The organism is Exiguobacterium acetylicum DSM 20416 (assembly GCF_000702605.1).
Taxonomy (GTDB): Bacteria; Bacillota; Bacilli; order Exiguobacteriales; family Exiguobacteriaceae; genus Exiguobacterium_A; species Exiguobacterium_A acetylicum.
In genome coordinates this window covers 2,649,357-2,676,355 of record NZ_JNIR01000001.1, presented here as the reverse complement: position 1 = coordinate 2,676,355, position 26,999 = coordinate 2,649,357, and the positions used below count along the sequence as shown (strand labels likewise).

General features: G+C 48.1%; 24 protein-coding genes and 2 riboswitches. Of the genes, 11 read left to right on the top strand and 13 right to left on the bottom strand.

Translation table 11 applies throughout. The features are described from left to right. Positions 1–34: 34 nt before the first annotated feature. Positions 35–1,528 carry a malate:quinone oxidoreductase gene (locus P401_RS0114125; RefSeq protein ID WP_029343000.1) on the top strand — a complete coding sequence of 498 codons (1,494 nt, stop codon included), beginning with the start codon at positions 35–37 and terminating at the stop codon, positions 1,526–1,528. Between the two features lie 45 nt (positions 1,529–1,573). Here P401_RS0114125 and P401_RS0114120 read toward each other — a convergent pair whose 3' ends face one another. Continuing rightward, positions 1,574–2,116, bottom strand: coding sequence for an ECF transporter S component (locus P401_RS0114120; protein ID WP_029342999.1), 543 nt, complete (start codon positions 2,114–2,116; stop codon positions 1,574–1,576). 250 nt (positions 2,117–2,366) lie between these two features. Here P401_RS0114120 and P401_RS0114115 point away from each other — a divergent pair, with 250 nt between their 5' ends. Beyond that, positions 2,367–2,936: a hypothetical protein gene (locus P401_RS0114115; RefSeq protein WP_029342998.1), complete on the top strand. Its 570-nt coding sequence runs from the start codon at positions 2,367–2,369 to the stop codon at positions 2,934–2,936. Positions 2,937–2,979: 43 nt separating this feature from the next. On the opposite strand, the gene ahpF is transcribed toward P401_RS0114115, so the two are convergent. The 6 genes from ahpF to P401_RS0114085 all read right to left on the bottom strand — a co-directional run bounded on the left by ahpF (position 2,980) and on the right by P401_RS0114085 (position 10,351). Further along, the gene (gene ahpF, locus P401_RS0114110; RefSeq protein ID WP_029342997.1) at positions 2,980–4,509 is read right to left on the bottom strand and encodes an alkyl hydroperoxide reductase subunit F; all 1,530 of its coding nucleotides are present in this window, start codon (positions 4,507–4,509) and stop codon (positions 2,980–2,982) included. A gap of 14 nt (positions 4,510–4,523) precedes the next feature. Continuing rightward, positions 4,524–5,087 (bottom strand): alkyl hydroperoxide reductase subunit C, encoded by a 564-nt coding sequence (gene ahpC / locus P401_RS0114105; protein ID WP_012371860.1) that lies wholly within the window; start codon positions 5,085–5,087, stop codon positions 4,524–4,526. Between the two features lie 221 nt (positions 5,088–5,308). Next, positions 5,309–6,709 (bottom strand): decarboxylating NADP(+)-dependent phosphogluconate dehydrogenase, encoded by a 1,401-nt coding sequence (gene gnd / locus P401_RS0114100; protein ID WP_029342996.1) that lies wholly within the window; start codon positions 6,707–6,709, stop codon positions 5,309–5,311. Between the two features lie 20 nt (positions 6,710–6,729). Next, positions 6,730–8,076 (bottom strand): GntP family permease, encoded by a 1,347-nt coding sequence (locus tag P401_RS0114095; protein WP_029342995.1) that lies wholly within the window; start codon positions 8,074–8,076, stop codon positions 6,730–6,732. A 24-nt stretch (positions 8,077–8,100) separates the two neighbouring features. Then, a complete protein-coding gene (gntK, locus tag P401_RS0114090; RefSeq protein ID WP_029342994.1) occupies positions 8,101–9,642 on the bottom strand; it encodes a gluconokinase in 1,542 nt (513 codons plus the stop codon). After that, complete coding sequence (locus P401_RS0114085; protein WP_029342993.1) at positions 9,635–10,351, bottom strand: GntR family transcriptional regulator; 717 nt, start codon at positions 10,349–10,351, stop codon at positions 9,635–9,637. Before P401_RS0114085 ends, gntK begins: the two co-directional genes overlap by 8 nt. 182 nt (positions 10,352–10,533) lie before the next feature. Between P401_RS0114085 and P401_RS0114080 the strand changes: the two genes are divergently transcribed. The 4 genes from P401_RS0114080 (at position 10,534) to mmuM (ending at position 15,723) form a co-directional block, all read left to right on the top strand. Beyond that, positions 10,534–11,448, top strand: a complete 915-nt coding sequence (locus P401_RS0114080) for a ketopantoate reductase family protein (RefSeq protein WP_029342992.1) — start codon at positions 10,534–10,536, stop codon at positions 11,446–11,448. Between the two features lie 206 nt (positions 11,449–11,654). Continuing rightward, positions 11,655–13,121 (top strand): polysaccharide pyruvyl transferase family protein, encoded by a 1,467-nt coding sequence (locus P401_RS0114075; protein WP_029342991.1) that lies wholly within the window; start codon positions 11,655–11,657, stop codon positions 13,119–13,121. Between the two features lie 109 nt (positions 13,122–13,230). Then, positions 13,231–13,332, top strand: a riboswitch (SAM riboswitch). 77 nt (positions 13,333–13,409) lie between these two features. Further along, positions 13,410–14,813, top strand: a complete 1,404-nt coding sequence (locus P401_RS0114070; RefSeq protein ID WP_029342990.1) for an amino acid permease — start codon at positions 13,410–13,412, stop codon at positions 14,811–14,813. Continuing rightward, positions 14,788–15,723: a homocysteine S-methyltransferase gene (gene mmuM / locus P401_RS0114065; RefSeq protein WP_029342989.1), complete on the top strand. Its 936-nt coding sequence runs from the start codon at positions 14,788–14,790 to the stop codon at positions 15,721–15,723. Before P401_RS0114070 ends, mmuM begins: the two co-directional genes overlap by 26 nt. A 67-nt stretch (positions 15,724–15,790) precedes the next feature. On the opposite strand, the gene P401_RS0114060 is transcribed toward mmuM, so the two are convergent. Next, a complete protein-coding gene (locus P401_RS0114060) occupies positions 15,791–16,213 on the bottom strand; it encodes a MarR family winged helix-turn-helix transcriptional regulator (RefSeq protein WP_029342988.1) in 423 nt (140 codons plus the stop codon). Between the two features lie 181 nt (positions 16,214–16,394). On the opposite strand from P401_RS0114060, the gene P401_RS0114055 reads away from it, so the two are divergent. Both P401_RS0114055 and P401_RS0114050 read left to right on the top strand, forming a co-directional pair. Continuing rightward, on the top strand, positions 16,395–16,850 hold the full coding sequence (locus tag P401_RS0114055; protein WP_029342987.1) for a CBS domain-containing protein: 456 nt from the start codon (positions 16,395–16,397) through the stop codon (positions 16,848–16,850). Positions 16,851–16,876: 26 nt separating this feature from the next. Continuing rightward, complete coding sequence (locus tag P401_RS0114050; RefSeq protein ID WP_029342986.1) at positions 16,877–18,115, top strand: MFS transporter; 1,239 nt, start codon at positions 16,877–16,879, stop codon at positions 18,113–18,115. Positions 18,116–18,164: 49 nt separating this feature from the next. Here the strand turns inward: P401_RS0114050 and P401_RS0114045 are convergent, their stop codons facing one another. Further along, on the bottom strand, positions 18,165–18,590 hold the full coding sequence (locus P401_RS0114045) for a DUF1801 domain-containing protein (protein ID WP_029342985.1): 426 nt from the start codon (positions 18,588–18,590) through the stop codon (positions 18,165–18,167). A gap of 85 nt (positions 18,591–18,675) precedes the next feature. On the opposite strand from P401_RS0114045, the gene P401_RS0114040 reads away from it, so the two are divergent. Then, positions 18,676–19,023: a WapI family immunity protein gene (locus P401_RS0114040; protein ID WP_029342984.1), complete on the top strand. Its 348-nt coding sequence runs from the start codon at positions 18,676–18,678 to the stop codon at positions 19,021–19,023. A gap of 66 nt (positions 19,024–19,089) precedes the next feature. Here P401_RS0114040 and P401_RS0114035 read toward each other — a convergent pair whose 3' ends face one another. Together P401_RS0114035 and P401_RS0114030 are read right to left on the bottom strand one after the other, a co-directional pair. Next, positions 19,090–20,262, bottom strand: coding sequence for a M20 family metallopeptidase (locus tag P401_RS0114035; protein ID WP_051656322.1), 1,173 nt, complete (start codon positions 20,260–20,262; stop codon positions 19,090–19,092). Positions 20,263–20,401: 139 nt separating this feature from the next. Next, entirely contained in the window at positions 20,402–21,232 is an 831-nt protein-coding gene (locus tag P401_RS0114030; RefSeq protein WP_029342982.1) for an SDR family oxidoreductase, read from the bottom strand. A gap of 135 nt (positions 21,233–21,367) precedes the next feature. Between P401_RS0114030 and P401_RS0114025 the strand changes: the two genes are divergently transcribed. Both P401_RS0114025 and htpG read left to right on the top strand, forming a co-directional pair. Further along, complete coding sequence (locus P401_RS0114025; RefSeq protein WP_029342981.1) at positions 21,368–22,237, top strand: hypothetical protein; 870 nt, start codon at positions 21,368–21,370, stop codon at positions 22,235–22,237. 82 nt (positions 22,238–22,319) lie between these two features. After that, entirely contained in the window at positions 22,320–24,182 is a 1,863-nt protein-coding gene (htpG, locus tag P401_RS0114020; RefSeq protein ID WP_029342980.1) for a molecular chaperone HtpG, read from the top strand. 65 nt (positions 24,183–24,247) lie between these two features. On the opposite strand, the gene P401_RS0114015 is transcribed toward htpG, so the two are convergent. After that, complete coding sequence (locus P401_RS0114015) at positions 24,248–25,831, bottom strand: Na+/H+ antiporter NhaC family protein (protein ID WP_029342979.1); 1,584 nt, start codon at positions 25,829–25,831, stop codon at positions 24,248–24,250. A 111-nt stretch (positions 25,832–25,942) separates the two neighbouring features. After that, positions 25,943–26,121: riboswitch (Lysine riboswitch) on the bottom strand. 92 nt (positions 26,122–26,213) lie between these two features. Next, positions 26,214–26,951 (bottom strand): uracil-DNA glycosylase family protein, encoded by a 738-nt coding sequence (locus P401_RS0114010; protein WP_029342978.1) that lies wholly within the window; start codon positions 26,949–26,951, stop codon positions 26,214–26,216. Between the last annotated feature and the right edge of the window lie 48 nt (positions 26,952–26,999).

The window sequence follows — 26,999 nt, the reverse complement described above, 5'->3', positions numbered from 1 at the left end:
AGTCCATAATATCAACGGGGATAGGAAGGATATCATGAGCAGTATGCCTAAAAAAACAGACGTTATTTTAATTGGTGCCGGAGTCATGAGCGCGACGTTAGGGGTCTTGTTAAAAGAACTCGCGCCTGAGATGAACATCAAGGTATTCGAGAAACTCGCGAGTGCCGGGGAAGAGAGCTCGAATGAGTGGAACAATGCAGGAACAGGTCACGCCGCACTATGCGAACTAAACTATACGACGGAAAACGCCGATGGTTCGATCGATATCAGTAAAGCGGTCAAAGTAAATGAACAGTTCCAACTGTCACGTCAATTCTGGTCGCATCTCGTCAAGGAAGGTGTCTTGCCGAATCCGAAAGAATTCATCATGCCGATTCCACATATGAGCATGGTTGAAGGAACAGAAAACGTCGAATTTCTGAAAAAACGATTGGAAGCGCTATCAGCAAATCCGTTGTTTGCGGGAATGGAATATTCAGAGGATCCAGCGAAATTAGCCGAGTGGATTCCACTCATCATGAACGGTCGGACGTCACCAGAGCCGATCGCTGCGACAAAAATCGATTCAGGAACGGACGTCAACTTTGGTGCGTTGACACGAATCCTGTTTGAATATCTCGCACAGCACGATGTTACAATCAACTACCAGCACGGTGTCGAGGATTTGAAGCGTGTTGACGGTGGTTGGGAAGTCAAAGTGAAGAATGAGCGCGATCACCGGATCGAGCATCATACGGCGCAGTTCGTCTTCATCGGGGGTGGCGGCGGTAGTCTACCGTTGCTGCAAAAAACAGGCATCGAAGAATCGAAGCAAATTGGTGGTTTTCCGGTCAGCGGCTTGTTCCTCGTTTGTAAAAATCCTGAGATCATTGAACAACACCATGCGAAAGTCTACGGAAAAGCGAAAGTCGGAGCACCGCCGATGTCAGTACCGCACTTGGATACACGGTACATCGATGGAAAGAAATCGCTCCTCTTCGGACCATTCGCTGGCTTTTCACCGAAGTTCCTTAAGACAGGATCGAATCTTGATTTGATCGCGTCCGTCAAACCGAATAACGTCTTGACGATGCTTGCTGCGGGAGCAAAAGAGATGGGATTAACAAAGTATCTGATCGAACAAGTTCTCTTGTCGACGGAACAACGGATGAACGAATTACGGGAGTTCATCCCGAATGCGAAGACGGAAGACTGGGATGTCGTCGTCGCTGGTCAACGTGTTCAAGTCATCAAGGATACACCGCAAGGAAAAGGGACACTCCAGTTCGGGACAGAGGTCGTCAGTGCAGCCGACGGATCTGTCGCTGCTTTACTTGGAGCATCTCCAGGTGCCTCAACAGCGGTTCCGGTCATGCTTGAAGTACTCGGAAAATGTTTCCCGTCCGAATTACCGGCGTGGGAAGCAAAAATCAAGGAGATGATTCCGTCTTACGGGATCTCACTTGTTGAACATCCGGAACTGTTCGAACAGATCCATGCCGAAACAGCTAAAACGCTTGAGCTTGAACAAGGTCAACCGATTCGCTAAACGAAAACCGTCCGGCTCTACGAGGAGCCGGACGGTTTTTTTGATTTAGCGGAAGTTACGGAAGAAGCGAGTTTTCTTCAGTGCGATCCCGACTGGAATCGCGACAAGGATTCCGAGGACGTTTTGAATAATGTTTCCTGTAATTGAACCTAATGGTGCGACCCAGTTGCTGAACATAATCCCTTCATGCACGAAGTAGACGAGCAGCATGATAGGAGCGGAAGCGATCATCCCGATCAAGTTGAACGTGACATTCGTTCCGTTACGACCACCCGACCACGCGATGTAACCAACGATTAATCCTTGAAGTCCACGTGCGATGATCGTACCAGGTGCCCAAATTGTATAGCCCAATAAAAGATCGAATAACCCCATCCCAACAGCACCGGCAATCAATGCTGTCCGTGGACCGAATAAAATTGCGATGAGAAAGAGCATCGCTGTTCCCATATGAATGAGACCACCGTTTGGAGCGATGGGTAATTTGATATTGATGAACATTGTTGCGACAAGAACAAGTGCGATCGACATCGCAGTGATGACGAGCTGGCGGGTACGAGTGCTAGAATACGGTGCTGCTTTTTGCATGTGGCTAACCTTCTTTATGATAGATTTTAAGATATCTTCAATCTATCAGATGACTGGACTAGTCAAAAGTGTCAACTTTGAATTATTTATAGGGGTCAGATTGACTGAACAATCCTCATTTGTTCTTAATTCTAGAAGCGTACAATCTATTGATATCGTATTGAATGAAAAAATCTCTAAAACGGTTGTCGTTTTCGAATCTATTCCTCATTTTTTTCGTACAATGAACAGCGAAAGGAAGGGGAAATCAATGAAATATCAGATCGCGACAGCCGTTCTCATACTTGCTTCATTATCACCAGTCACATCGGAGGCAAAGGATCAGACGACACAACATCAACGCTATTACGCAGCATATGAAAAAATCGTGCGAGAACTGAATCGGACACATGAAAATGCGGACGTCACATTGCTTGCAGCAAATCAATTCGCAGATGAGGATTGGGTTTCACCGGAACGTTTTCAGGAACGGACAATCAAACGGTTAAAACCGTTGCGTGTTCAATTAAGTATTTATGGAGATGGTCAACGAGCACTTGAACGAACACAAGGTGGAAAAGAAGTTCGGATCATAGGGAATTTCGAAACCGAACTTTTGGAGCGAAGTGAGCGACAATGGTTCTCTGATGTCTTTTCGATGACATCTCAAGCCATCAATGATGGCATTTGGACACAGAAAGGATTCGATGGTACCCGAATTGATGCAGGACAAACGATGGTCGTAACAGTCAGTGGTACATACGCGAAGCAAGGCATCTTAACAAAGCACCACATCACAAAAGAATTTCATTGTTCATCCGTTGGTGAAATCTACTATTGAAATAGAAAAAGAGCGAAACTCGTCTGAGTTCCGCTCTTTTCATTTAATTTCGGATCAAGTGATCGAAAGCACCGAGTGCAGCTGTTGCACCAGATCCCATCGAGATGATGATCTGTTTATACGCGCTATCCGTGCAGTCTCCTGCTGCGAAAACGCCTGGTACGTTCGTTGCGCCGTGGCGATCGACTTGGACTTCACCGAACTTGTTACGGCTCACCGTTTCACCGAGCCAGTCCGTGTTTGGTACGAGACCGATCTGGACGAAGACACCTTCGAGCTCGACGTGACGTTCGACGTTCGTTTCGCGCTCGATGTACGTGATACCGTTCACTTTGTCCGTTCCTGTGATTTCCTTCGTCTGTGCGTTGACGACGACCGTGACGTTCGGAAGTGAAGCGAGGCGTTCTTGAAGAACAGCGTCTGCTTTTAGTTCCGGTGCGAATTCAAGGACCGTGACATGCTTGACGATTCCTGCGAGATCGATAGCTGCTTCGATCCCTGAGTTTCCACCACCGATGACTGCGACACGTTTTCCTTCGAACAATGGACCATCACAGTGTGGGCAGTAGGCGACACCTTTGTTCTTGAATTCGAGTTCGCCTGGGACGCCGACGTTACGCCAGCGTGCACCTGTCGAAAGGATCAAACTCTTCGTCTTCAAGACAGCACCGTTCTCAAGCTCGAGCTCAAGGAGGTCCTTCTTCTCAAGGCGAGTTGCCCGTTGCAGGTTCATGACATCGATGCCATATTCCTTGACGTGCTCCTCAAGACTTGCGACGAGTTTTGGTCCTTCTGTGTACTTCATGCTGATGAAGTTTTCGATGCTCATCGTATCCATGACTTGTCCACCGAAGCGTTCTGCGACGATTCCTGTCCGGATGCCTTTACGGGCTGCATAGATGGCAGCACTCGATCCAGCTGGACCACCACCGACGACGAGGACATCGTATGGATCTTTATCAGCGAAATCAGAAGCATCGGCACCTGTGCCAAGCTTCGCCAAGATTTCTTCAAGTGACATCCGTCCGTTACCGAACGCTTCGCCGTTGACGAAGACCGTCGGAACAGCCATGATCTCTTTTTGTTCGACTTCTGCCTTAAATGCCGCGCCATCAATCATCGTGTGACTGATGTTCGGGTTGAGGATGCTCATGACGTTCAATGCTTGTACGACATCCGGGCAGTTGTGGCAGCTCAAGCTGATGTACGACTCGAAGTGGTACGTTTCTTGAATGCCTTGAATCTGCTTGATGACGTCCGCATCGACCTTCGGTGCTCGACCGCTGACTTGTAGCAGAGCGAGAACGAGGGACGTGAACTCATGACCGAGTGGGATTCCCGCGAACGTGATGCCGCTTGTCTCACCGACACGGTTGACTGTGAAACTTGGTGTCCGGGGAAGGCTTGCCTGCTCGACGGAGATGCGTGGTGTCATGCTTGCAATCTCTTCGACGAGTGCGCTCATCTCAAGCGAGACGGCGTCTGTCCCAGCGCTAACCGCTAGGACGAGATCGCCTTCGAGAAGCTCGAGGTATTGCGCGAGTTGTGCTTTAATGTCTGGTGCTAAAGCCATCGCGAATCAGCTCCTTAAATTTTTCCGACGAGGTCAAGGCTTGGTGTGAGTGTTGCAGAGCCTTCTTCCCATTTCGCTGGGCAGACTTCGCCTGGATTGTTACGTACGTATTGTGCCGCTTTGATTTTGTTGACGAGCGTGCTCGCATCACGACCAATGCCGCCTGCGTTGATCTCAACCGTTTGGATGACGCCGTCTGGATCAATGATGAACGTACCGCGGTCAGCAAGACCATCTTGTTCGTTCAAGACTTCGAAGTTACGTGAGATGACGTGTGATGGGTCGCCGATCATGACGTACTCGATTTTACCGATTGTTTCTGATGTTTCGTGCCATGCTTTATGTGTGAAATGCGTATCTGTTGAGACAGAGTAAACTTCAACGTCAAGCGCTTTGAGTGTTGCGTATTGGTTTTGGAGATCTTCGAGTTCTGTCGGGCAAACGAATGTAAAGTCTGCAGGGTAGAAACATACGACACTCCATTTACCGCGAAGGTTGGCATCCGTTAGGTCAACGAATTCTCCGTTGTGGAATGCTGATGCGCTGAATGGTTTTACTTCACTTCCGATTAAAGACATGATAAAAATCCTCCTCAAGGGTTCTATATTTAGAATCTGTTCTAGTGCATACAAGGAATCTGTATTTATCACACTAGAATAATTCTAATCTAATACTAATTTCATATAGACCAACACTTTTGTCAAGGTATAATCGGCAATTTCTTATTTCAGGAAAGATTGTGTGAACAAAAAAAGAAATCCCGACTCCTAAATGAAACAGGAGTCGGGAGCTGTATTCTTTATTGCCAGTCCGTGTGGAAGATCCCTTCGCGGTCTGTCCGTGCATACGTATGAGCACCGAAATAATCGCGTTGTGCTTGCAGCATGTTGGCATTCGAATTCGCTGTCCGGTAGCTATCGTAATACGTCAACGACGTCGAGAGACACGGTAGAGCGAAACCAGACAAAGCACCCTCAGCAACGACGTGACGTAACGATTCTTGATACGCTTGTACTTTCTCAGCGAAGAACGGGGCGAGCATCAAGTTCGAGAGGTTCGCATCATTTTTGAACGCTTCACTGATGACGTTCAAGAAGTCGGCCCGGATGATACATCCACCACGGAAGATCAAGGCGATCTCCTCAAGGCGTAAGTTCCAGTCATACAACTCAGACGACATTCGGTACTGGGTGAAGCCTTGCGCGTATGCGGCAACTTTCCCCATATAAAGCGCTTGACGAATCCGTTCGACCCAAGCGTCTCGCTCAAGCGTTGACAGGTCTTCTGGTCCCTTTAGGACAGCAGACGCTGCGACGCGTTCTTCTTTAACAGCCGAGAGGTAACGTGCGAACAAGGCTTCCGTGATAATCGAAGAGGCGATGCCATTATCAATTGCTTGCAGGCTCGTCCATTTTCCGGTTCCTTTTTGACCGGCCTGATCGAGAATGACATCAATCAACGGTTGACCTGTCTCGTCATCCGTTTTCCGGAGGATGTCCGCTGTGATTTCAATCAGATAACTCTTCAGTTCGCCTGCATTCCACTCGGCGAATATGTCCGCAACTTCCGTGACGTCGAGTCCGAGACGGAAACGGAGGAAGCTATATGCTTCCGCGATCAGTTGCATGTCAGCATACTCAATCCCGTTGTGGACCATTTTAACGAAGTGACCAGCGCCCTTCGGACCGATATAGACACAACATGGATCTCCTTCGACATGGGCGGCGATCTTCGTCAAGATCGGTGCGACATGGTCGTAGGCTTCTTTCGATCCACCCGGCATGATCGCAGGACCGGTCCGCGCACCGACTTCACCACCCGATACACCGACACCGATGTATTCAATCCCGTGGCGTTGTAACTCGTCGAAACGACGCTCTGTATCGAGGAAGTGAGAGTTCCCACCATCCATGATGATATCGCCTGTTTCGAGATGCGGAAGTAACGATTCGATAACTGAATCAATCGCGCTACCAGCCGTGACCATCATGAAGATCTTACGTGGGCGAGCGAGTGATTGAACGAATGCTTCAATGTCGTAATACGGATGAAGGGGTAGTCCTTCATCGTGTGCGACGAGATCGTCTGTTAGATCACGTGTGTAGTTATAGATGGCGACTTCTTCTTGATGACTCGCCATGTTCAGTGCTAAGTTGCGGCCCATGACACCAAGACCGATGACTCCGATAGAATGTTGCATAAGTAGAACGACTCCTTTTTTTAGACGACGAGGCTGAGGAGAAGAACGAACCCAAGTCCACAAACGGAAATGATCGTCTCAAGCACAGTCCATGTCGCAAACGTTTCTTTTAATGATAATCCGAAATACTCTTTAAACATCCAGAAGCCCGCATCATTGACGTGTGAAGCGATCAGACTACCTGCACCAGTCGCGAGAACGACGAGCGCTAAGTTGACGTCGGATTGCTCTAGTAACGGAATGACGAGACCTGCCGTTGATAGGGCAGCGACTGTCGCGGAACCAAGTGAGATCCGGAGAATCGCAGCGATCAACCAAGCGAGTAGAATCGGAGATAACGCTGATCCCTCAAATAATTGTGCGACGTATTTCCCAACACCGCCGTCGATCAAGACTTGCTTGAAGGCACCGCCACCGCCGATGATCAATAGCATCATCCCGATTTGGGCGATCGCCGTCGTACAAGACTCCATGACCGTTTGCATCGGAATCTGACGCGCGATCCCCATCGTGTAGACCGCGACGAGTAATGAAATCAACATCGCCGTCGAGGCGTTCCCGATGAACTCGATTGCCGAGATGACGCTGTTTTCACCCCAGCCGAGTGTTTCTTGTAAAAGCGTGAAGATTGTTGCGACCGACATCAAAAGAACCGGTAGCATCGCCGTGAAGACACTGATGCCGAAGCCTGGTGTCTCGTCTAAATCAAATTCTTTTTGTTCCCCGAGTGACGCGATGTTTCCTGTCCGTGTAAACGATTCAGGAACGAGTCGTTTGGCGATTTTTGTAAAGATAGGACCGGCGATGATGACCGTCGGAACAGCAACGATGAAACCATACAGTAAGACTTCCCCGATATTTGCTTTATACTCCCCGGCGATGACAGTCGGACCCGGGTGTGGCGGTAAGAATCCGTGCGTGACGGACAGCGCTGCGACCATCGGGATCCCGAGATATAGGATCGAGACGCGGAGCTGACGTGAAATCGCAAAGACGATTGGAATCAACAGAACGAGTCCGACTTCGAAGAAGAGTGCGATCCCGATGATGAATGAAGCGACGACGACCGCCCATTGGATGTTCTTTTCCCCGAATCGGGCGACAAGCGTCATCGCGATTCGCTGCGCCCCCCCGGCGTCAGCGATCAGCTTTCCAAGCATCGCACCAAGACCAAAGATTAGTGCGAGGTGACCAAGCGTTCCGCCGATACCGGCTTCAATCGTCTTGACGATCTGATCGAGCGGCATGCCGAGCAGTAATGCAACGCCAAAGGAAACGATGATGAGTGAGACAAACGTATTTAATTTCAACCCCATGATGAGAACGAGCAACGCAACGATCCCAATTCCTACGATGACTAATGGCATGATGACTTCCCCCAAAAGATTATGTTAGTTTTCTTCTTGAATCAAACTCCGTTGATACGTAGCGATTCGTTTGTGATCCTCGGACAATGTCCGGGCCAGACTAATGAAAATTGGTAAGAGCTGACGGTATTCATGCATCGCTTCTTCATTTGGTACATGGCGATGTGTTTCCCCGATCATCTCGGAGACGACTTCGAACGAATCGACTTCCCCAGTCGCATACAGTCCGAGAATACAAGCACCGAGACATGAACTTTCGAAACTTTCCGGAATGACGACTTCCGACTCGAAGATGTCCGCCATCATTTGGCGCCAGACTTCAGACCGGGCAAAGCCACCTGTTGCCTGAATCCGTGTCACGGGACCATCCATGCACTCGACGAGGGCGAGGAAGACGGTATACAGATTGTAGATGACACCCTCTAGTGCTGCCCGGATCATATGCTCTTTTTTGTGTGAGAGAGTCAGACCGAAGAACGAACCGCTGACATCCGGATTCCACAGTGGTGCTCGTTCGCCGGACAAGTAAGGATGGAACAATAGCCCGTCGGATCCTGGACGGACGCGTTCGGCAATCTTCGTCAGGACGGCGTACGGATCGATGCCGAGGCGTTTTGCTGTCTCGACTTCTGCTGAAGCGAGTTCATCTCGGATCCACCGTAAGACCATTCCGCCATTGTTGACAGGACCACCGATGACCCAGTGGTCCTCGGTCAGGGCGTAACAGAACGTTCGTCCTTTTTCATCGGTCTGTGGACGATCAATAATCGTTCGGATGGCGCCGCTTGTCCCGATCGTGATCGCAATTTCCCCTTTACGAATCGCGTTAACACCTAAGTTAGAAAGGACACCATCACTGGCACCGACTAGGAACGGCGTATCGATGGAAAGTCCCATTTGTCGTGCGTAATCGGCATTCAGTCCAGTACATGACGTCGTCGTCGGTACCGGCTCTGATAAGTAGCTCGCATCGATGCCAGCAACGTGTAACGCGCCCGTATCCCAGCCTAATTCATGAATATTGAAGAGACCGGTTGCTGAAGCAAGAGAGTGGTCAATGACATATCTGCCGAACAGTCTTTGGAACACGAACTCCTTGATCCCGACATATTTTTTCGTTTGAGCGTGGAGCTCCGGACGATCTTCGACGAGCCAACTGATTTTGCTGAGCGGTGACATCGGGTGGATCGGTGTCCCGGTCCGGTGATAGATCGATAGACCATATTGTTCCTTGATCTTGTTCGACCATGCTTCACTCCGACTGTCTGCCCACGTGATGCAGGCAGTCAATGGTTGATGCTGTGCGTCCATTGCGATCAAACTGTGCATGGCACTACTGAACGCGACGAACTTCGGTGACATGCTCGGATAACGCTTCGTGATCAAACGGATGGCTTCGAGTACAGCATCAAAAATTTCTTCCGGATCCTGCTCCGCCGTCGAGCGGTTCGGTGTATGGAGCGGGTAACCGACGTTCGTTTGTCCGATGACCTCTCCTTTTGTCGTAAATAAGACCGCTTTCGTACTCGTCGTTCCGATATCGACGCCTAACATGTATTCAGTCATGTGAATCGACTCCTTTCGACATCATTTGTTGCGTTTTCCAGAGATCTTCGACTTCCTGGACGTCATCAAAGTTCTGATGTAAGGAAGCGACCATCCGTTCACGATCCCCTGTCTCGATCGCTTCAATGTACAAGGCGTGGTTCGCGAGGATGCGTTCGAAGTCTTCGATGTCTTCCTCGAATCGTACCCGCATCGATAGGAGGATGAAACTTTCCATGACCGGTTTGAGATTTTGCCAAATCATGCTGACATATCCATGATCAATCGAGCGGATGATCGTTTCATGAAAAAGTACGTCCTGGAAGGAGAATTCATCGGCATCCTTATATTTGATGGCAACCTTCATCATTTCGAGAATCTTACTGAGTTCACGGACAAGTTCAGACCGTTCGATCTTAACGAGTCGTTCGAAGACGAACGTTTCGATGAGTAGCCGGACATCATAGATTTCCTGAATGTCGCGCTCGGACAAACCGACGACGACCGCTCCCATTCGCTCGAGACGAATCAATTGTTCGGATGCAAGGACCTTTAACGCATCGCGGACAGGCGAGCGACTGACTGAAAAATCAGAGGCTAATTTGTTCTCAGATAAAATGGTACCGCTTTCAATCTTTCCTGAAATGATGCGCATCCGTAGCTCGTGTGCGACACGATCTCCGGCGGAAGCTTTTGCTAACCACTTCAAGGGGTATAACAGTTCTGACATGGAATCACCTGATTTCTAAAGTGAGTATACTTGTATACAAGTTAGTATATACGTTTTTTTCTAAAATGCAAACGCTTAACTTAAAACGAATCGATCCACGCAGAAACCAGGAAATCGGTTCCAAATATGTTAGGGTGAAGGAGTAAGCAACGCACAGAACGGGTAAGGAGGAGGTAGTACATATGAACATGTTAGTTGTAGGTGCAGGGGCAGTTGGAGGATATTTCGGAGGTCGTCTTGCTGAGCAAGGAGAACAGGTGACCTTCCTTGTCCGTCCGAATCGATATGAACAACTACAAAAAACAGGACTACACATCACTAGTCCTCATGGTGATATCGCGATTACACCTCAGTTGATAACACGAGACATGCGACCGGATCGTGCATTTGATGTCATCTTGCTTTCGACGAAAGCCTATCACTTAGATGACGTCCTACAGGACCTTGCGCCATTCGTTTCGAGCGAGACGTACATCATTCCTTTGTTGAACGGCATGCAACACATACGACGGTTAACAGAAGTCTTTGGAGAAGATCGAGTACTAGGAGGTCTTTGCTTCATTGAGTCGACGCTTGATGCAGAAGGGCGCATTTTACAGACAAGCCCGTCCCATCGGCTGTTGTTTGGTTCACGAACCGGTAAACCAACAGCGCGTCTAGAGGAGATCGCAGCGTGTTTTGCGAAAGCGAAGGCACCAATGACGTACTCGATGCATATCATGGATGACATGTGGCAAAAGTATCTCTTCATTTCGACATTCGCCGGCGTGACGACGCTATTTCGCTCAGCTATTGGTCCGATTCGGCAAGAAGCTGTCGGGCGTCAAATGATCCTAGACGTCATGAAGGAAGCGAAACAGGCGATGGAAGAACAAGGCGCAGTCTTTAATGACGATGTAGAAGCGGTGCTGTTGAAACAGATGCATGGAATGGAAAACACGATGAAATCGTCGATGTTACGGGACATGGAAAAGGGTCAGCCCGTCGAAGTGGAACATTTTTTCAGTGCGTTATTGAAGCCTTCTACGACTGATCAGATGAATGCCTTGAAATTAGTCGAAGCGAATCTGCGCATGTATCTCAAAACGATTAAATAGTTACATTTTTCTATTTTAGAAAAATTATGGAGTAATACAAATGTTTCGTTTTGATGACGAAAGACCTGTTTCCCTTAGGAATCGTTGACTTCCGAAATAAAATTCATCTATTCTTAATGAGATTGAAAAAAACTGATAATATATTTTTCCGTATTTTTTTTCTTGCGAGGACGAATGAAGCAGACGAGAGGGGAAGTTTATCCATTATGAAACGTATTATTATTCGTGCAGGTATGACACCATTCGAACAGTTCGATGCTCCTTATTTGATGAAACATAATTCCATTGGAGGAAACGTTGGAAATCTTATCTATCAATACAGTATCTTTCGGACGTTGATGACAGAAGGTACGACGATTACACCTGACTATTACTATTACGACGAAGAACGGGCAGACGAAATCAATGCCAACTTTGATCTTTATGTCATTCCGTTAGCGGACGCATTCCGAAAAGAATTCGTACCGACGTTACGGAAATATACACGTCTCATCAAAAAATTAAAGATTCCAGTCGTCGTCATCGGTGTAGGATTACGTGCACCGTTTGAACCAGACTTAGATGGTGGATTCCCATTCGATGAAGATGTTAAAGCATTCGTCAGTGCCGTTCTCGAGCGCTCAAGCATGCTTGGTCTTCGCGGAGAGATCACATCGAAATACTTAACACGTCTTGGTTTCCGCGAAGGGATCGATCATCGTGTCATTGGATGTCCTTCGATGTACGCGTTTGGTCGCGACTTGCACATCCGTGAAACGAACATCACACCTGAGTCGATGATTACGGTCAACTCGTCACGTTTGGCTCCACAAAACGTCCTTGATTTCATTACACGCGGAATGGAAGAATACCCGAATCATTACTTCATTCCCCAGTGGATGAAGGAACTGAAGTTAACGTACACAGGAACGCACCCGATCGCAGATCTTTCAGTGACGAACTATCCGGTGAAGATGTCGGATCCTGCTTATATGAATGATCGGGTCCGTTTCTTCTTGAACGCACAGACATGGTTCGATTTCATCGGACAAGCAGACCTTAGTTTTGGTGCGCGCTTGCACGGAAACATCACAGCGACGCTTGCGGGTACGCCGAGTATCCTCATTCCAAAAGATGCACGGATGCGCGAATTGACGGATTACCATCAATTGACGCACATTTGGGCGAACGACATCAAAGCGGATACACAATTATCCGACATCGTAGCCAACGCTGACTTCCAAAGTCCAGCACGTGTTCAAGCGCGTAACTTCGACAACTTCGTTGACTTCTTGAACGTGAATGATCTTGAGCATATCTATCAAGAGACGAACTATCCTGAGAATGTACCGTTTGACCGTCAAATGGCGCAAACTGAGTTGCTCCCACCAGTCCAGCCGATTTCTGGCGTAAGTCTTGAAGAAGCAGTCGCCCGTTTCGAACGGTTCTTCCCGGAACAAGAGAAGAAGATTGCGGATGCGCAAAAACAAACAAAAGCACAATTAGCTGAAAAAGATAAGAAAATCAAAGCATTGCAGAAACAAACAGGAACGGCTCAAAAGGATCAAGAGATTGCGGCGCTCAAAGCGCAACTGGCTGCCCAAACGAAGAAAATGAAACATCAGCAAGGGACATTGAACCGGAAAGCGGTTCGTGCAGCCTTGAAAACAGCGGATTTATTCGCCAAAAAATAAGACCTCCAAACATTCCGGAACGATACGATGCGGAATGTTTTTTGGGTAGAAGTATTCTGAATTGTGTTGACAATTCGAAAAAGACTTGATAGGGTTAGGAACAATTACATACTTATCCAGAGAGGTGGAGGGACTGGCCCTATGAAACCTCAGCAACAGGTCGAAAGATACTGTGCTAATTCCTGCGGGTGCTGCACCCGATCGATAAGATTTCCGAATTGTCGACCGACGCATCCGTGAGGATGCGTTTTTTGTTTGAAATAGGTGGAATGAGGAGGAAACGAATTCATGAAAACGAGTGGGGCTTTTCGACGCAAGATGGAATCACGTCATCTGATTATGCTGTCGTTAGGTGGTGTCATTGGAACAGGATTGTTTTTAAGTACAGGTTATACGTTAGAACAAGCAGGACGGGTCGGGACGATTTTGTCGTATTTGATTGGGGCAGTCGTCGTCTACTTAGTTATGTTAAGTCTCGGTGAACTCGCCGTGCACATGCCGGAAACCGGTTCATTTCATAAATACGCAACGAATTACATCGGACCCGGTACCGGTTACACAGTCGCCTGGCTCTACTGGCTGACGTGGACGGTCGCCCTTGGTTCAGAATTCACGGCAGCAGGTATTTTGATGCAACGTTGGTTCCCGTCGATTCCGGTGTGGGTGTTCAGCGCCTTATTCGCTGCGATGATCCTTGGTATCAACGTCTTGAAGGTCCGCGTGTTCGCTGAAGTCGAGTTTTGGTTTTCAGCGATTAAGGTCGTGACGATCATTGCTTTCATTTTACTTGGTGCGGGAGCGATCGTCGGCTTCATTCCACTGCAAGATGGTAGTCCGGCTCCATTCTTTTCTTCGTTAACCGAAGGCGGGTTGTTCCCAAATGGCGCTTTCGTCATCTTCATGACGATGCTTGCCGTGAACTTTGCTTACTCGGGAACGGAACTGATCGGTGTAGCAGCAGGTGAAGCAGTCGATCCGAAACGGACGATTCCGCTTGCGATCCGGACGACGATTTTACGACTGGTTCTCTTTTTCGTCGGTACGATCATCGTGTTAGCCGTCTTGTTGCCAACGGAAGGGAAAGGCGTACTCGAAAGTCCGTTCGTCGCCGTGTTTGAACGAATCGGAATTCCTTACGCAGCAGACGTGATGAACTTCGTCATTTTGACAGCGATCTTGTCGGCAGCGAACTCTGGACTTTACGCCGCCTCTCGGATGCTCTGGTCGCTTGCGAACGAACGCATGATTCCACGCTTCTTCGCCCAGGTGACGCCAAATGGGGTGCCACTACGAGCCGTATTGTTCAGCATGCTTGGCGGAGGACTTGCCTTGCTGTCTAGCATCTATGCAGCAGGAAGTGTCTATATTGCGCTCGTCTCGATTTCCGGTCTCGCTGTCGTCGTCGTTTGGATGAGTATCAGCGTTGCCCAGTATCGCTTCCGGAAACAATTCCTCCGTGAAGGGCATACGGTCGACGAATTGGTCTATCGCACACCACTCTTTCCATTCGTCCCGATCGTTGCTTTCGTCGTTTGTTTGATTTCCCTGATTGGTATCGGATTTGATCCGACCCAACGCATTGCCTTGTACTGTGGTATTCCATTCATCGTGATCTGTTATGTCGTTCATGCGTTCACGAATTCTTCTCAGAAACGGAGTGTTGAAGATGTCCCGAATCAAAAATCCAGTTGATCAACGATTACAGGAAGTTCCCTTTCTCATTTTAGATGGTGCCCTTGCAACCGAACTTGAACAGAAGGGATTCGACCTGAACGACCCGCTTTGGTCAGCACGTCTCTTAATCGAAGCACCGGAACAGATCGAACACGTCCATCGTGACTACTTTGAAGTAGGTGCCGATGTTGCCATCACTTCAAGCTATCAAGCAAGTATTGAAGGATTCAAGCAACGTCATATTAAGACAGAGGAAGCACAGGCGCTGATTCGAAAAACAGTCACCTTGGCGCAAAATGCACGCTCGCGTAGCGGAAAGAGTGACGCATTAATCGCGGGATCAGTGGGTCCTTATGGTGCCTACTTAGCAGATGGCTCTGAGTATCGCGGTCATTACGGGGTGTCAGCAGATGTGCTAGAAGCCTTTCACAGACCACGTATCGAAGCGTTGATTGAAGCAGGAGCGGATCTGCTGGCATTCGAGACGATTCCGTCGCTCGAGGAAGCGGTCGTGTTGTTCCGGATACTTGAAGCGTACCCAGAAGTGTCTGCTTGGCTGACGTTCTCGCTTCAAGATGCGACACATATCAGTGAAGGAACGGCACTTGCGACGTGTATTGAGACGGTTGGACAACACCCGCAACTGGCAGCAATCGGTGCAAATTGTTTTCCGGCATCTTACGCGACTGACTTTATCCGTCACGTCAAGGCGTTGACGGACGTGCCAATCATCGTCTATCCGAACTCTGGTGAGGTCTATGATCCGGTCGCAAAAACATGGTCGGGTACGAATCAGTGTACGTCGTTCCAAACCGTCGCGAAGACATGGTATGAGGCAGGGGCACGATTGATCGGTGGTTGTTGCCGAACGTCACCTGAACACATCGCACAAATTCGTTCGGTTTGTCAGGTTACTCATACATCATGAATAATGACGAAAAAACGGACGCGAAATCGATTGATTTCGCATCCGTTTTTTTAATGGTGTGATTCCGTTATCGTTCGCGCAAGGCACGATTAAATTGTTGGAGCAGGCGTCCAAAATCTTCGGCATCATCCGATGGCCAGTCCGTCAGGAGACGTTCGATGCTCGCGAGGCGCGCTGTCCGGTAAATCGTGAGCTCTTCTTGTCCTTTATCTGTGATGTGATAGAAGAAGGCACGTCCATCTGTCGGATCTTTTACTTTTTCAACAAGTTGCTTCTGATCGAGTGCCGCAGCTTGGCGACTGACGGTCGAGACATCAAGCTGAAGTTCACGGGCAAGTGTTTTAACACCGACCTTACCGGAATCCGCTAATTGTCGCAGTAACAGGTAGGAAGCACGATCCAAATTACGATTGTCTGCCGTCGCTGTCGTCAAGCGCCGGATCAGGATCGCTAACTCCAATTCAATGGTTTCGAGTGCTTGTTGAGACATCGGGTATCTCCCCTTTCAAAAAAGTCTCTCTGTCCCTCATGATTACCCAATGTGGATAAGCTGTCAATCCGAAAAGCAGGAGGCTTGACAGAGTTGTAGTTGTATTATACAATCATTTTTGTTCTTTTAATTGTATCATACAACTTTTTATATGAGAAACGAACGACAAAGGAGAATTCAGATGAAAGCTAATGAGTCGATGAAACAAGAAGTCATCACGGTAAACGATACAGATCTGATTCGGACGGTCATCGAACGATTCATTCAGTCTGGTATTAGCGGCGTTCCTGTCATCAATGCTGAGCAAGAAGTCGTCGGATATATCAGTGACGGAGATATCATGCGCGCGATCGGAAAACACAAGGACATCATCGTCGATACATTCTTATATGTAGATGTCATCAAAGGAGACGAAGAAGATTATGAAGACCGGATTCGTCATATCTTGAACCGACCTGTCATGGAACTGGCACGCCGGAAAGTCGTAACAGCGGACGCTGACACCGAAATGGAAGAGATTGCGGCGACACTTGGCGCAAAACGGATCAAAAAGCTTCCAATCCTTAAAGCAGGACGTCTTGTTGGGATTATTAGTCGAGGCGACGTCATTCGCCATTCGTTTAAACAGTTCATGTAACACATTCAATAGAAAGAAGGGACACTATGGCACTTGCTGAAAAAACAACGACGCTTGAGCCGGAAACGGTATTAGCAGAAAGCAAACATGGATTATTCCATCAACCGGTTGCTGTCTGGGCAGTCTTTTTCGCCAGTATTACAGCATTCATGGGAATGGGGCTCGTCAATCCTGTCTTACCGACGATTGCCGAGAATTTAGAAGCGTCAAAAAGTGAAGTAACGCTCTTATTTACAAGTTATAACGCCGTCATGGCATTCGCGATGTTAATTACAGGCGCGATCTCATCACGGATTGGTCAAAAAGGAACATTGATGCTCGGGATTGCCGTCATCGCAATCGTTGCTGGTTTTGCTTCGCAAGCAGACAGCATTTGGACGCTCGTCGCGTTACGCGGGGGATGGGGACTTGGGAACGCTTTGTTCGTCGCAACAGCACTCGCTGCGATCGTTTCGCTATCATCAGGCGGAACAGCAAAAGCGATCATTTTATATGAAGCAGCCGTTGGTCTCGGGATTTCGATTGGACCATTGTTAGGTGGAACGCTCGGTTCGATCACATGGCGCGCTCCATTCATGGGTGTTGCGACAATCATGGTCATCGCATTCCTCGTCTTGCTCTTCTTGATGCCAAAACCAGCAGCATCTGTCGCACCGAAACAGAAGTTATCATTAAATGCACCGTTTCAAGCGATGAAGCATCGTTCACTCTTGACGCTCGGGATCGTGGCGGCACTTTATAACGTTGGGTTCTTTACGATCATGGCCTATGCACCATTCGTCATGAAACTACCAGCGCAAGGACTCGGATTCGTTTTCCTCGGTTGGGGAATGTTGCTTGCGATCACATCGGTCTTAACGGCTCCGAAACTGAAACAATGGTTCGGAACAATCAAAGCGATGGTCATGATGTTGATCACATTCGCAATCTTGCTTCTATTAATGGGGATCTTCACGGAAACACCAGCCGTCGTCATCGTCTGTGTCATCTTGGCGGGAGCCGTGCTTGGGAATAACAACACGCTCATCACGACAGCTGTCATGGACGCAGCACCTGTCGAACGTTCGACAGCATCTGCGGCATACAGTTTCCTACGTTTTCTCGGGGCAGCCATCGCGCCATTCATGGCCGGGAAATTGGCTGAAATCTTCAACGCAAACTTACCATTTTATGTCGGGAGTGGCTTCGTCCTCTTATCCGTCATCATCATCGGGGTCAATCTCAAACACATTCGCCATATCGATCGGACAGAAGGCGGACATTAATTTCAAAAAACAGCCGAAGCGAATCCGCTTCGGCTGTTTTTGATTGAAATCAAGACGGGTACATGTCTTTTAACGTGCGGATCGAGTGCTCAATCATTTCCCGAAGGACGTTTAAATCGATGTCAGTCAGTCGTTTTACGTAGAGGCAGGACTTGCCGCGTCGATACGTACCGAGAGTGGCAAGCAGTCGTTCCGATACATCGTCTTCACCAAGCGCGAGGTAAAGGACGAGGTTCGTCTTGCGCGGAGAAAAGCCGACATAAAAGCTGTCGCCCTCGTGACCAGAGGCATAGCGATAATGATAGGCACCAAAACCAATCAAGGAAGACCCCCAAATGACGGCTTCGTATCCCGTGACATCTTCGAAGAACTGACGTAACGTGATACCATCTGCTTGACGTAGTGGTGGTTCGACTTGTGCCAGAAAGGCATCAACGGACTGTTCGGTAGGACCTGTCTTTGGCGTATCAGGCATAAGCAGACTCCTTTCGAATGAAAAAGATATTGATTACTTTCGAGAAGTGCTAGTAAATATCCTGTGGCTCAGAGGTGGAAATCGAATGAAGCATCGCATCGTGTTTCGAGGAGAAGAAAGCAGTGTATCATGGGACATCTTACATGTCTATCCAACACAAGAAGAACTAACGATTCAGATGAAGGGACAAGATAGTGAACACAACATTTCAGTTTCATTTGACGAATATGATCTGTTCATCCGTGCCTTTGCTCGCGTCCATGAGTCGTTACACGGTGAAGTCGTATTCGAGCAGGGCGTGATTCGTCTCCGTTTACGATATGACCGGCTTGGTCGTGTTTTCATCAGTTGGTCTGACGGACGAACAAGTCAAGAGTTTCGTAGTGATCAAAGTTATTTAAGTGAGGCGTTGGCACAGCTTGGTGTGTACTAAACTAAACACAGTAAAAGTAAAAGGAACGACTTTAGGTATTGCACCTGAAAGTCGTTCCTTTTTTATTTAAAGCGATGGAAGTGATTGATGTAATGGTGTGTTGATCAAGTTGAAGCAAAACGCAATCGTTTGTTCATACTCGGATAACGGAATCGACTCATCGACTTGATGCGCGAGACGAAAATCATGGAAAGAAGCAATCGCAATCGGAAATGCTTTTTTCGCTTGGCTGAACATCGCACCATCCGTTCCACCTGGGATGGCGATTTTTCGTGGTGTCACGCCGCTGACCTGTTCCATCGTATCTGCGATCTGTTGTAAGAAAGGTGCTTGTTCATCGGTTTCACAAGAAGGAATATCCTTAATGACGGTCACGCTCATGTCAAAGTCGGGATCTTCTACAACAAGTCGACGCTCAATATCCGTAAAGGCAGCAAGTACGTCCGCTCGACCGAATCCAGGAATCGTCCGGATATCCATATAAAACGAAGCCTGACTCGGAACGACGTTTGGTCCCTCGCCTCCTGAAATCGATGTGATTGACGCTACGACCGGACCGAGTGCCGAGTGATGATTCGTCGTGATCGAGAAGCGTTCCGATTTCACTTCCTGAATGACACGATACATGTCATCAATCGCATTACGTCCCAGTTGCGGGGCAGAACTGTGTGCACTTTTCCCGCGGCATGTCACTTCGATCCCGACGACACCTTTTTGTGCATAACCGATCATCCCACTCGTCGGTTCTGTGATTAGTAGAGCATCTAAATCATCCGCATACCCTTGTTCGGTCAAATGACGAGCTCCTGTCATTCCATTCTCTTCATCGGATGTAATCAGAAGTTTGACGGTGTTCGGACGGTTTTGACGTTCCTTGTATTGAATGAGCGCTTGCACCATCGCCATGACACCTGATTTCATATCTGAAGCCCCACGACCATAAATGCGTCCGTCTTCGATTTCACCACCGTATGGATCTTTCGTCCAGCCGTCTCCTTGGACAGGAACCGTATCGAGATGACCAGATAATCCGAGTACAGCAGGACGTGAAAATTCCTCGCTCGCAGGAACGATCGCGACGAGACAGATTCGTTTTGGTGAGACTTCAATCCATTCTGTCGAGATCTGATGATCAACCAGTACATCGTACACATAACGTGCGACGACTTCTTCTCCGTCCATTGGGTTGACGCTTGGAATTTGAAGACACCGTTGTAAGTAAGTAATTGCTGTTTGCATAAGTATTTCCCCCTTTACCTATCCTGTACCCTGATAAAAATACTTCAGGGAGGTAAACGAATTCGTAAAATAATTTACGGGGCTGAACGTCTTGAGATAAAAGAAAACGGTGCAACCAGAGGGTTACACCGTACCTTGCTCATTCACTTTTTTCTGCTTCGTCTTTCCATTTCGAATCGATTAACATCTCTCCCGGCCATGTATAAGCCATGATACCGCCGTCTGCTGTGATGTCCTCACCTGTGACATATGAGCTGTCGTCAGAAGCAAGGAAGAGGGCGACCGTTGCCATCTCGCGTGGTTTACCGAGTCGTCCGAGTGGTGTGATCCAAGCGTTCGCATCGCGGAACTGTTTACCTTGCTCTTTTTCTTTTTCACCAACAAGTGTATCGATGAGTGGTGTTTCGATTGTTCCTGGCGACAACGAATTGACACGAATGCCATGACGCGCATAATCGATTGCCATCGCGCGTGTGAAGTTCGCAATCCCGCCTTTCGCTGCGTTATAACCGGACCGGTTCAAGTCAGCTGCACGACCAGACATCGATGATGTATTGATGATTGAACCACCGTTATCAAGCATGAGTGGAATCAAGAATTTACTGACGAGGAATGTACCGCGCAAGTCGACCGCGATGATCCGATCGAAGAGATCGATGGGATACTCATGGACTTTCCCGCCTTGTTCATCGATTCCGGCATTATTGAAGAGGACGTCGACCGTACCGTATGTCTCTTTGATGTGCTTCGCAAGTTGCTCGACACTCTCGACGTCTGAGACGTCAACATGGACGGCTTCCGCTTTTCCACCGTGTTGTGTAATCTGTTCTACTGTTTGTTGTGCTTTTTCAAGTGAGACATCGGCACAGATGACCGTTGCTCCCTGTTCTGCGAAGACAAGGGCGGTCGCTTGTCCAATCCCTGTTGCCGAGCCGGTAATGACAGCTACTTTTTGCTCGAGTCTACCCATTGCTAAATCCCTCCTAAGTCATATCGTTCACCTTATGAAACATTCCCGGAGAAATAGAGATTAAACCCATCGATGCGTCTAGTGTTGGTGGATAGGGGGTACATCTACAACAGCACAATCGCTGTAAAAAGGGAGATGAGAACGCTGACATCCGATCAATGGCATCTTGCCAAAAAATTATTACACGAAGCCGTCCAGTACCAAATGACACTCGAGAAGAGTGCATTTGCAAGTGAATTGATCGACCAAACGACACCTGTCCTCTGGTTTGGTGATGCGACGCGTAGCAGTTGGGTAACGATCGCGACGAACCCATCCCGATCGCAGTTTTTAGACCGAACAGGTGCATTACGATTTGACGAGCACGGTCCACTTTTCATACGTCCACAATCCATGACGTGGAATGCGTATTTACAAGAAGAGACATTGACGGAATCGATCCGACGCTTCAATCGTTACTTCAAACAACCAAATGTGTACCGAACCTGGTTCGGTCGACCAGGTGGCGGTAAGCTCGAAGGATTCTTGAATGGATTGGGTGCGTCGTTTTACGAGAAGACGTTTGATCCAGTCATTCACTTGGATTTTTTCCCGTTTCCGACACACCACTACATGGGAGCAATCAAAGAACGCAGAGTGTTGGAAGATAGTCCGTTCGGTCAGACATTTTTGTTACGCCTGCTCGAACTGTTTTCGATAAAAGGAATCATCCTGCTCGGGAAGGAACACACGGAACGATTTGCGAAGCTTGAACCAGACATCGATTGGACGATCTATCGACCGACGGATTATCCGGACGCGATTTTTCAAGTCGGCGTCTCGTCACGATTTCAGGTACCCGTTGTCGGGCTCCACTTCAAACCAAGTGAGCAGTTCATCGGTCTCGGTAATCGAAAGGATGAAAACGGCGTCAGTCATGGCACCTACGGGTCAGCAGAGCACTTACGTCAAATTGGAGAGATTGTCTTTGAAAAAGTCGCGACATACAGTGAAAAAGGAGATTGACAGATATTTCGAACTCCCTAATAATAGGAGATGAATTAGCACTCTATATGATTGAGTGCTAAAAAAGGGAGGCAGAATGAGCATGGAAACGAAACAATTTAAGGCGGAATCAAAACGATTGCTGGAGATGATGATTCATTCCATCTATACGCATAAGGAGATTTTCCTGCGCGAATTGATCTCGAATGCAAGTGACGCCATGGATAAGATGTACTATAAAGCATTGACGGACGAGACGATTTCGTTCGAGAAGGAACACTACAAAATTACGATTGAACCAAACAAAGAAGCGCGTCAACTGATCATTCGTGATACGGGAATCGGAATGACGAAAGAAGAACTAGAAGAGAATCTCGGTACGATCGCGAAGAGTGGATCGCTTGCCTTCAAGGCAGAGAACGAGGCACAAGATGGTCATGATATCATTGGTCAATTCGGTGTCGGATTCTATTCTGCATTCATGGTCGCAGACGTCGTCACCGTCGTTACGAAACCGTTCGGCAGTGCAGTCGCTTATAAATGGGAATCTCGTGGTGTCGAAGGTTATACGATCGAGGAGGTCGACAAAGAAACCGTCGGAACGGAGATTACGCTCCACATCAAGGCGAACGAGGAAGAAGAATCGTATGACGAATACCTCGAGACATATCGTTTGCGCAGTATCATCAAAAAATACTCGGACTTCATCCGTTATCCGATCGAGATGAAGGAACTCGAACGTCAGCCAATCGAAGGCAGTGATGAGACGGAAGAGGTCGAAGTCGTCAAGACGATCAACAGCATGGTGCCGATCTGGCGGAAGAACAAACGGGAATTGACAGACAAGGACTATACGAACTTCTACCAAGAGAAGCGGTATGGTTTTGACACACCGGCAAAACACATTCATATCAGTGTCGATGGTGCCGTTCGTTATCAATCGATCTTATTCATTCCGGAGCAGGCACCGTACGATTATTATTCGAAGGAATTTGAAAAAGGTCTCGAGCTTTATGCGAATGGTGTCTTGATCATGGAAAAATGCAGTGACTTGCTGCCGGACCATTTCAGTTTCGTCAAAGGAATGGTCGACTCGGAGGACTTATCGCTCAACATCTCGCGTGAACTTCTACAACACGATCGTCAATTGAAGCTGATCGCGAAAAACATCCAAAGTAAGATCAAGACACAACTTGAAGCCCTCTTGCGTGAAGATCGCGCGAAGTACGAAACGTTCTATCAAGCGTTCGGACGTCAGCTGAAGTTCGGTATGTACAATGATTACGGCATGCACAAGGAACAGGTGCAGGACCTCATCCTCTTCTACTCGGCGAAGGAGAAGAAGTTGATCACACTCGCGGAATACGTCGCAGCGATGCCAGAAGATCAAGCGCATATCTACTACGCCGCTGGTGAGAGTACGAATCGTTTAGATAAGTTACCACAATCCGAGCTCGTCCGTGATAAAGGATACGACATCTTGTACTTCACGGAAGAGATCGATGAGTTCGCGATCCAGATGCTCGTGACGTACAACGAGAAGACGTTCAAGTCGGTCACGAGCAGCGATCTAGGGATTGAAGCAGAAGAAGCGGAGACGACGGACGCACAAGCAGAGATGTTCCAAGCGATGCAGGAAGTGCTAAGTGGACAAGTCAAGGAAGTTAAGGCATCGACGCGTCTCAAATCGCATCCCGTCTGTTTTGCGACGGATGGCGCCGTCTCGATCGAGATGGAGAAAATCCTGAAGGCGATGCCGAATAACGAAGGGGTAGAAGCGGTCAAGATTCTTGAATTGAATCCGTCACACGCGGTATTCCACTCTCTTGAAACGGCGTATCAAAACGATCGTTCGAAATTCGAGCGCTATACCAAACTGATGTATCAACAAGCATTGCTTGTCGAAGGGCTTCCACTCGAGGATCCAGTAGCGTTTGCGAATGATGTGTGTTTACTGATGGTGTGAAACGAATAGATATAAAAAAGGCATTGGATGCGCGCATCCAATGCCTTTTTTCGTAAAATGCTACATTAATCCGTCTGTAAATCCGAAGCGGTTTCTCCTTTTTTTGAGAGAACGTTCAAGACGACGATGAAGAGTACGAATGTGACAAGAGCTCCGATGAAACCGAAGACCGAAGACTCCGTGAAACCGATGACTAAATAACCGACTGCTGCAGTGACGGCACCGACTAGCGCATACGGTAACTGTGTCGTAACGTGGTCGATATGATGTGATCCAGCCCCTGTCGAACTGAGGATCGTCGTATCGGAAATCGGTGAACAATGGTCACCGAAGACAGATCCAGCAAGAACGGCAGCAAGCGTCGGTAACAAGAGTGAGGCATCGACAGCCATGACGAGATCCGCACCGATTGGCAACATGATCCCGAATGTGCCCCAACTTGTTCCTGTCGAGAATGCCATCAAGCCGGCAATCAAGAATAATAAGAACGGCAAGTACGAAGCAGAAATCGAGTTGCTGATGAAGCTTGCAAGATAGTCACCGGTTTTCATGTCACCGATGACAGCGATGATCGTCCAAGCGAATAACAGAATCACGACTGCTGGCCACATCGAACGCATACCAGCGACGATGCTTGCACGGTAATCGCGACCCGGAATTTTTCGTCCGATCAGCATCAGGAAAGCGACGATTAAACTGATGAAGACACCTGCGACGAGTGAACGTGTGACGTCTGTTGCCTCAAATGCTCCAATTAAAGTAAACGGGCGATTGTCGGCAGCAAGTGCCTGAGCACCTGTTCCGAGTAACGCACTGATTGTAGCAATGACGAGAACGACGATCGGAACGACGAGATCCCGGACTTTTCCGTTCGTATGTTCGTTGACCTCTTTTGCCATCCCCATCGGTGTTCCTTTTGAGGCATCAAAAAGTTCACCTTTCGCGGCACGGTGTTCATGTTGTTTCATCGGTCCGACAGAGACGCCAGAGTAAGCGATGTAAAGTGTTAACAGTAACGCGAAAATCGCATAGAAGTTCATTGGAACGATCATCATGAAGGCACTAAACGCTGAGTAATCCGTAATCGAGTGCGTCGTTAAGATACCGGCGATGATGGAGATGATAAATGCTCCCCAACTCGAAAGCGGACTGATGACACAAACAGGTGCAGCCGTTGAGTCAATCAAATAGGCAAGCTTTGCTCGTGAGACACCGCGGCGATCTGTTAACGGACGACTAACGTTTCCGACAGCGAGACTGTTGAAGTAATCATCGATGAAAATCAAGATACCGAGTCCGAAGGCAACTAAGCGTGCACCACGCGCCGTTTTGACGTGCGTAGCAGCCCATTCACCGAAGGCGCGAGCGCCACCTGATGTCTGAATCAATGTGGAAAGGACGCCAAGCAATAACAAGAAGACAAGTAATAAGACGTTCCACTCGTTCAAGGCACCGTCTGCCCAAAACAGGCTGAAGATGTTCTTGCCGAGATAGGTTACCGTATCGATCGGGTTAAAACGGTGGAGTAACAGGGCGCCGACGAGAATGCCGACACCTAACGAAAGAACGACCTTTCGCGTAAAGATGGCTAATAAGATAGCTAGTAAAGCAGGTACAAGGGCAATGATGGAATCTGAATAGTTGACCATGAAAAATATCCTCCTCTTTAATAAATGGCTTAAAGATGAGACCCTGCGGCACAAAAAAAGCAAGGGCACCGGCAACAAAGCCGACACCCTCGCTGGATGCGTCTTTCTTAGCCGAATTGGAGCGCTCCATACAATTGTTATGTATGGCAATCGATCGGGTGTTTCCCGAATCGACCAACGACGGCATGCTCGACACATACTGTCATTTCGGCGATGTCACCTTTCCTGTAGTCGTCTTCGTTGTCATCCTCGGACTAAGTACTAATTGAAATCGCGCCTCTACCTCATCGATAGAATAGTCATATTCTGTTCTTATGGACACTTTATCATGTATTTCAGAAGCGATTCAACCATATATTCTGATAATTTAAGATAAAGTTGTTTATTCGGCAAAATGTTGAATGAGCTGTTTCATCAAATAGGCTTGGTTTTCCTCGAATTGTTTTTTTCGATGACCGTTCGCGCCAGATGGGTGGGGGAAGCCGGAAAGAAGCTGATGCTGTTCGATTCGTCCATCATGAATCAATCCGCGGACTTGCGTCTCGACGACCCGACCAAGCGGAATCAATAGCGCCGGTTCGCGTAATTGATTGATTTCAGCGACGAAGTGTTCTTCCGCGTAGTGCCTCAATAAAGGGCTGCGATTGATCTTCGGTTGATGACCCGAGTAATTCTTTTCGCGATAAAAGACGGGTTGCTTTAACAGTGACGTCGGTTGCAATAATTTTTGATGTTGATGAAATAAGCTAGCCGTCGTCTCGATTCCGAGCAATGCTGGAAGTTCGAGTGTATCGAGCATCTGAACGAGGTTACGTCGCATCGTTCCAGCAAAGCTTGCTGTATATTTGACGAGGCGTGCCGTCTCTTCTAATGAAACACCATGATGGAGTGCGTCCGTCGCTTCTTCGAAAGCGATTCGCATCTGTTCAAAACCTGGTGTGATCCCGATGATGACGACTTTTGCTTCAGCATTGACATATTCTCCAATCGGAGAGTAATAGACGGTCAGTTCGTTCTCCTGTTGCAATAAAAAATCATCCGTCCATAATTCATCACGTCGTAACGTACGATCATCAGGTAAGCTACGAATGGCTTGTTCAAATATAGTTAATGAATTCATGAAGGACCCTCTCTCTCTGTAATGGCACTATGATAACAAATAATACCA